Genomic DNA, 6,322 nt, shown 5'->3' with positions numbered 1-6,322 from the left:
CCGTCAAGATCCTTTATCTCAAGATTTTAAACCAGCCTCATATGGAAACGCTGGACATTTTTCACCTTACGCTGTTTTACAACTCAATCGCCCCGACATTTTATTTGATGTTCCGAAAATGCTCTTCAGTTCTTATGGACCTTTAGCCTTAAAATGGAATTACATCCCTAAAATGTTAAATTGGTTTTTTTATTATTTAAAAAACTGTAATAAAAAATCTATGATGCATACTGCTAAAAATATGCATCAAATTCTAAGTCTATCTAATGATGCCTATGAGGAAATTTTCCAAGAAATAAATACGAGAGGATTAGTTGAAAAAAAAGGCATTATTTATGTTTGGACAAATAAAAATCTTAAAAGCAGAAATTTAGAAATAAAAGTTCGTGATGAACTTGGAATTAAGCAAAAACTATTATCACAAAAAGAAGTTTTAGAATTAGAACCTAATTTAAATCCAGTTTTTGATGCTGGGATTATCTATGAGTCCGCTATGCACGCTAGAGATCCACATGGAATACTAAAACAAATTTTCAAATTATTTTTAAATAAAGGTGGAACATTTATTCAAACGAATATCAAAAGCATTGAACAGTCTAAAAATGATGAAACTATACTGAGATCAGAGAATGAAGAATATAAATTTGAAAAATCTGTGGTGGCCTCAGGAGCTTTCTCCAAACAGTTTACAGATCAGTTGGGAGAAAAAATCCCCTTGGATACTGAAAGAGGTTATCATGTCCATTTTAAAGGACAAGAAAAATTGATATCAAGACCGGTAATCTTCTTAGATAGAGGTTTTGGAATGACACCTATGAACCAAGGACTAAGAGCAGTAGGAACTGTAGAACTTGGTGGAACTGAAAATCCTTTATCAAAAAAAAGAATTGAATATGTAATTAGATGCGCGAAAGAACTTTTACCACAACTGGGAGCTCACGAAGATGAATGGCTAGGATTTAGGCCTACGCTACCAGATTTTTTACCAATACTTGGGCCATCCTTAAAAAATAAAAACATCATCTATGCTTTTGGACATCAACATTTAGGCTGGACTTTAGGAGCTATTACAGGCAAAATTGTGTCAGGTATTGTTGCTGGAGAAAAAACAAATTTAGATTTATCTCCATACAGTTCAAAAAGGTTTAATTAGAAAATTCTTGTCAAAAAATTATTTAGCTTATACTTTTCTTACATTGGCAGCTTTATTCTGGTCAGGAAACTTTATTATTGGAAAATTTGCTACTTTATTTGAAGTCCCGCCCCTTACTTTAAATTTTCTAAGATGGGTGATGGTATGGTTTATATTGATACCTTTCACTATCAAAGAAGTAATATTAAAGAAAAGTTATATTAGAAAAAATATTTTGGTAATTGGTTTCATGGGCGTGTTATCAATTAGTACATTTAATTCAGTTGTTTATTTTGCTTTAAACTTTACACAAGTCATTAATGCTGTTTTGATGTTATCGGCTATTCCAGCAGTTATTATTATCTTTTCATCAATTATGAAAATCGAAAAAACTAATATATTTCAACTCTCTGGATTAATTTTATCAATAGCTGGTGTTGGCACAATTATTTCAAACGCAGATATTCAAAAAATAGTAACATTAAATTTTAATAAAGGTGATTTATGGATGATAGTTTGTGTTCTTAGTTGGGCATTATATTCAACATTATTAAAAAAAAATAAATCTGAATTATCTACATTTTCTTTAATCCATATTATGGTTTCTGTGGGATTAATATTTTTAGTTCCACAATTTTTATATGAACAATCAATTGGATTAGATTTTAAAATAAACAAAGCTTTTATCTTTATTTTACTTTATGTTGTTATTTTTCCTGCAATTGCAGCTTACTACTGTTGGCAAAAAGCTATTGAGCTTATTGGACCAAATAGATCAGCTATGTTCATTCAGTTGATGCCATTATTTAGTGCATTATTGGCGATAATAATTTTTAAAGAAAAATTTCAATTATATCATTTGATTGGAGCAGCTTTTATAGTATCAGGTATTTATTTATCAAATAGGAAAACCCAATGATTAAGGTTGCAGTACTGGATGATTATCAAAGTGCCTTTGAAGAGATTGTTGATATAGAAAAATTTAAGAATAAATTTGACTTTAAAATTTTTAATGAAGCCTTTAACGATGAAAATGAAGCTATTGAAGCCTTGGAGGAATTTGAAGCATTATTTATTATGCGAGAAAGAACACCCATCACAAAAAGTTTATTAGAAAATTTACCAAATCTTAAATACATAATGACCTCAGGTATGCGCAACAATTCAATTGATTTAGAAGAAACGAAAAAAAAAGGTATTTTGGTTTGTGGAACCGAAATAAATCCAAATCCAGCAGCTGAGATCACTTGGACTTTAATATTAGGTCTTTTAAGAAACGTTAAGCAAGAAATTGATAATATGTTTCAAGGATATTGGCAGACTACCATTGGTTCAGAGTTAAAAGGTAAAATGTTGGGAGTAATAGGCTTAGGAAAAATTGGAACACAAGTTGCAAAGGTAGGCAAAGCTTTTGGAATGGAAGTTTGCGCTTGGAGTGAAAATCTAAATTTGTCTCATGCAAATGAACTTGGTGTATTACCTATGAGTAAAGAAGATTTACTTAAAAATTCAGATATAATTTCTATTCATTTAGTTTTAGGTGAAAGATATAAAAACTTAATTACAAAAAAAGAGATTGAAATGATGAAAAAAACTAGTTTTCTAATCAATACTTCGAGAGGCCCAATTATTAATGAAAACGATTTAGTTGAAGCTTTAAAAGATGAAAAAATAGCTGGTGTTGGTTTAGACGTTTATAATAAAGAACCTCTTCCGCAAGATCATAAACTTCGATTTTTTCCAAATGCTTTATTATTACCTCATATCGGTTACGTGACTGCTGAAAATTACTCAAAATTTTATTCGCAAATGATTGAAAATTTAGAAAGTTGTCTAGAAAACAAGCCTATAAGGGTAATCTCATAAAAAAGCGCTTCCATCGCAGGTTGTATTATATAAACTCATTTTGAGTGATTCGTTTGTTTTATAACGAACAAATCTCTGCTTAAATTAGGGAAATTATAAGAGGGAGAATGAAAAAAATTTTAGGTTGTTTGCTCGGACTCACTTTACTAACTGGTTGTGCAGAGTCACTAGCTCTATTAGGACCTACCTCTACCGCAGTAACCGGTGGAAAAATTACACAATCAGCTTTTTCTACAGCAGTAAATTATGGAGTAAAAAAACAAACTGGAAAAAGTGCGATGGAACATATGATGACATATGCTGAGGAAATGAACCCGCAGAAAAAGAAAGAGCCTTGCTTATCATTTGCTGAAAAAACTAACTCAGAAATTTGTGCTATTGTGAAAAAGCAATTAAAAATAACTAAATCGAAGATCTTAGAAAAATCAAAAGAAAGGTCTTTAAAAGATCTTACTTCATCACTTCAGCTCAACATAAATAAAAAATCTAAAGTTAAGTACTTAGATTAACAAATCTTAAACAAAAAGAAGCCAAACAAATTTAAAATCTTGACAACTGTAGGTTGTGTTAATAAAATTAATGCGCTAACAATTAACTTTTAATTAAAGATTAAGCAGATATGAACCAATTAAAACAAATTTCAAACATGAAAAAAATATTAATTCTATTATCAACGATCTTCTTGCTTACTGGGTGCGCTGAGTCTTTAGCATTACTCGGTACTGGAACATCTAACGGAAAAATATTACAGTCTTCCCTTAATTCAGCAGTAAGTTTTGGAGTTAAAAAACAAACAGGAAAAACCCCTTTAGAACACGTTATTGCTTACGCAGAAGAAAAAAATCCTGGGAGAAAAAAAGAAACCTGCGTTTCTTCATTTGAAATAACAAGATCTGAATTTTGCACGATTGTTAAAAAACAAATTAAGTCTAAAAGCACTGATATGATGGAAAAGACTACAGAAATTGCGAAAGAATATCCAAAAAAAATAATTAAAGAAATATCTAAGATTGAAAAGATAGCCAAAAAATCAATTATTTATAATAGAAGGTAAAATTAATTTTTTCTTAAAAGATGGCCCCAATATAAATAATTGGAACCACCTAGTTTATTTTTTATGCAGCCAAAGCTTGTTTGATATCTGCAACAATGTCATCTGGATGTTCTATACCAATTGATAATCGAACATAACCTGGCGTAACACCTGCAGCTAACATTTCTTGCTCAGTTAATTGACTGTGAGTTGTTGTAGCTGGATGAATTGCTAAGCTTCTAGCATCACCAATATTTGCCACGTGGTAAAGCATTTTTAAGTTATCAATAAACTTAGCTCCTGCTTCTTTTGTGCCTAGATCCATACCTATCAAAGATCCATAACCACCTTGCATATATTTTTTAGCTCTATCTCTAATTTCACCTTGGTAATTAGTTGGATAGATTACTTTTTTAACTTTTTTGTGCCCATCTAAGAAATTAACAACTTTTTCAGCATTGCTACAATGTTGTTTCATTCTTAAAGCTACAGTTTCCAAACCTTGAATGATTTGAAAAGCATTGAATGGACTTAATGGAGCACCCAAGTCTCTCAATAAAACTACTCTTGCTCTAATAACAAATGGGATATTAGCGCCAGTTAATTGTGGTACTGCATCTGCCCAAACTGCACCGTGATAACTTTGATCTGGCTCATTTAATAGAGGTTGTCTTTTTCTATCTTTAATCCAGTCAAAATTTCCACCATCTACAATTATTCCTCCAATTGAAGTACCATGACCACCTATATATTTTGTCAAAGAGTGCATTACGATCGCAGCTCCATGTGCTAAAGGTTTACATATTACTGGTGAAGCTGTGTTATCGATTATTAAAGGTATACCTTTTTTTCTACCGATATCAGAAACTTCTTTAATTGGAAAAACACGAAGGTATGGATTTGGAAGAGTCTCACCGTAGTAAGCTCTTGTTTTTTCATCAGTCACTTTTTCAAAGTTTTTTGGATCTGCAGGATCTGCAAATCTAACTTCAATACCTTGTTGTCTTAAAGTATTTTTAAATAAGTTTACTGTGCCTCCATATAAGTCAGTCGAAGCAACGATGTTATCTCCAGCTTGTGCTAAGTTTTGTATACACATTGCTGAAGCAGCTTGACCTGATCCAACCGCGCATGCCGCTACACCGCCTTCAAGCGCTGCAACTCTTTTTTCTAGCACATCAACAGTTGGGTTCATTATACGTGTGTAAATGTTACCAAACTCTTTTAGACCAAATAAATTTGCAGCATGTTCTGCATTTTTAAATTGGTACGAAGTTGTTTGATAAATTGGAACCGCTACAGCCGTTGTAGTAGGATCAGCTCTATAATCACTACCATGTAAGCCTATAGTTTCCGGATGTTTAAAATCAGCCATTGATTTTCCCCCTTATTGTTTCTTTTTTCGTTTCGTTCATTTTTTCTCCGTATTTCTGGAGAAGAATGAACGAAGTTTAATTCTGTTCATCTTCTCCTTTTTAGTACTTCGGCATATGCCAGGTGTACAATATGGTTCAAATACCCGGTTTAATTTTAGATTGTTTCCAAAAAAAAACCACCGGCTAAAGCGGTGGTCTTAATGACTTTTGCGCTTTAGCTGGATTTATTAAGCGCCCGCAAGTTGCCTTAACTCAGCGCTAATTAATTTATAGCAATAATTTCAGGATTTTGTCAACTATCAATTAAATATTATTCCAGAACGATTTTGCAAGGTTTATTCCTGACAAATCTTTATATGCGGTTAGTCCAGTAGGGCTAGTAACGTTAATATCACCGATTAATTTTTCTTGTACGAAATCTACCCCAGCAAAATATATATTATTTTTTACTAAAAGTTTCCCTATTGCTTTACTTGCATTAACTTCTTTACTTGTTAGTTTCGTTAATTTCGCTTTAGCTCCCTTACTCATATTAGATAAAATACTACCTTTTTTTGGCACTCTAGAAATAGCACCTACAATCTTTCCTTTAATAATAAAAACTCTTTTATCACCTTTAGAAACTCCAGGTAAAAACTTTTGAAAAAATAAATGATTATGATTTTTTATTAATTTTTTAATTTTATTAGCATTAAAGGTTTTAAACAAAATTACATTATTACCACTAAAACCATTAATAGGTTTTGCCACAATAGCTTTATATTTTCTAAAAAATAATTTAATTTCTGAAAGGTTTTCACTAATTAGCGTTGGAGGCATATACCTCATTAGATTCATAGAAAATAACTTTTCAGATATGTTTCTTACAGCAAAAGGGTGATTAATAATCTTAACCTTCTTTGAAATATGGTTCAG

The 6,322-nt window shown here is 31.4% G+C and carries 7 protein-coding genes and 1 riboswitch; of the genes, 5 read left to right on the top strand and 2 right to left on the bottom strand.

The annotated features are described in order from the left end of the window. The 5 genes from AMN78_RS00445 to AMN78_RS00425 form a co-directional block, all read left to right on the top strand. Positions 1–1,153, top strand: a 1,153-nt coding sequence (locus AMN78_RS00445; RefSeq protein WP_075533670.1) for an NAD(P)/FAD-dependent oxidoreductase, incomplete at its 5' end; no start/stop codon positions are given. Between the two features lie 7 nt (positions 1,154–1,160). Continuing rightward, positions 1,161–2,051 carry a DMT family transporter gene (locus AMN78_RS00440; protein WP_075533669.1) on the top strand — a complete coding sequence of 297 codons (891 nt, stop codon included), beginning with the start codon at positions 1,161–1,163 and terminating at the stop codon, positions 2,049–2,051. After that, the gene (locus AMN78_RS00435; protein ID WP_075533668.1) at positions 2,048–2,998 is read left to right on the top strand and encodes a D-2-hydroxyacid dehydrogenase family protein; all 951 of its coding nucleotides are present in this window, start codon (positions 2,048–2,050) and stop codon (positions 2,996–2,998) included. The genes AMN78_RS00440 and AMN78_RS00435 overlap by 4 nt, the downstream gene beginning before the upstream one ends. Before the next feature lie 107 nt (positions 2,999–3,105). Then, a complete protein-coding gene (locus tag AMN78_RS00430; RefSeq protein WP_075533667.1) occupies positions 3,106–3,507 on the top strand; it encodes a hypothetical protein in 402 nt (133 codons plus the stop codon). A gap of 137 nt (positions 3,508–3,644) precedes the next feature. Beyond that, positions 3,645–4,052 carry a lipoprotein gene (locus AMN78_RS00425; protein ID WP_143323143.1) on the top strand — a complete coding sequence of 136 codons (408 nt, stop codon included), beginning with the start codon at positions 3,645–3,647 and terminating at the stop codon, positions 4,050–4,052. A gap of 61 nt (positions 4,053–4,113) precedes the next feature. Here AMN78_RS00425 and AMN78_RS00420 read toward each other — a convergent pair whose 3' ends face one another. Continuing rightward, a complete protein-coding gene (locus AMN78_RS00420) occupies positions 4,114–5,406 on the bottom strand; it encodes an O-acetylhomoserine aminocarboxypropyltransferase/cysteine synthase family protein (RefSeq protein ID WP_075533665.1) in 1,293 nt (430 codons plus the stop codon). A gap of 90 nt (positions 5,407–5,496) precedes the next feature. Beyond that, positions 5,497–5,561, bottom strand: a riboswitch (SAM riboswitch). Between the two features lie 149 nt (positions 5,562–5,710). Further along, positions 5,711–6,322: ATP-grasp domain-containing protein (locus tag AMN78_RS00415; protein ID WP_075533664.1), on the bottom strand; the 612-nt coding region annotated here is incomplete at its 5' end.

The sequence above is a fragment of the Candidatus Pelagibacter communis genome (genome assembly GCF_001179945.1).
Lineage (GTDB): Bacteria > Pseudomonadota > Alphaproteobacteria > Pelagibacterales > Pelagibacteraceae > Pelagilacustribacter > Pelagilacustribacter ubique_A.
This window is presented reverse-complemented; position numbering and strand designations above follow the sequence as displayed.